Raw genomic sequence first — 415 nt, 5'->3', positions numbered from 1 at the left:
TGAATACCCTGTGGTGGGATGGCGAGCAGCTCCATGGCGATAACACCGATGGGGCCGGCATGGTCAAGGATATCCGCGACAATCTGGGCTGGGGCATCCATGGAAAGCGGGTGCTGGTGCTGGGTGCGGGGGGTGCGGTGCGCGGCGTGATGGGTCCCCTGCTGGCGGAAGCGCCGACGCTGGTGCGCATTGCCAACCGCACGGAAGAGAAGGCGGCGATCCTGGCCCGAGGTTTTATGGATGGAAAGAATCCCCCGGTGCTGGGTAGCGGACTGGATACCCTCACCGGTCAGTTCGATCTGGTCATCAATGCCATTTCTGCCGGCCTCCATGGTGACATGCCGGCGCTTCCCGAGGGATTGCTGGCGGATGATGCCGTGGCCTATGACATGGTGTACGGCAGCGAGCCGACACC

Annotated in this window: 1 pseudogene; it reads left to right on the top strand. The window is 63.4% G+C overall.

Going from position 1 to position 415, the window contains the following annotated elements:
* Positions 1-415: pseudogene (gene aroE / locus A3714_RS11145) on the top strand (shikimate dehydrogenase); the annotation flags it as partial.

Source organism: Alcanivorax sp. HI0007 (assembly GCF_001635525.1).
Classification (GTDB): Bacteria; Pseudomonadota; Gammaproteobacteria; order Pseudomonadales; family Alcanivoracaceae; genus Alcanivorax.
This window is presented reverse-complemented; position numbering and strand designations above follow the sequence as displayed.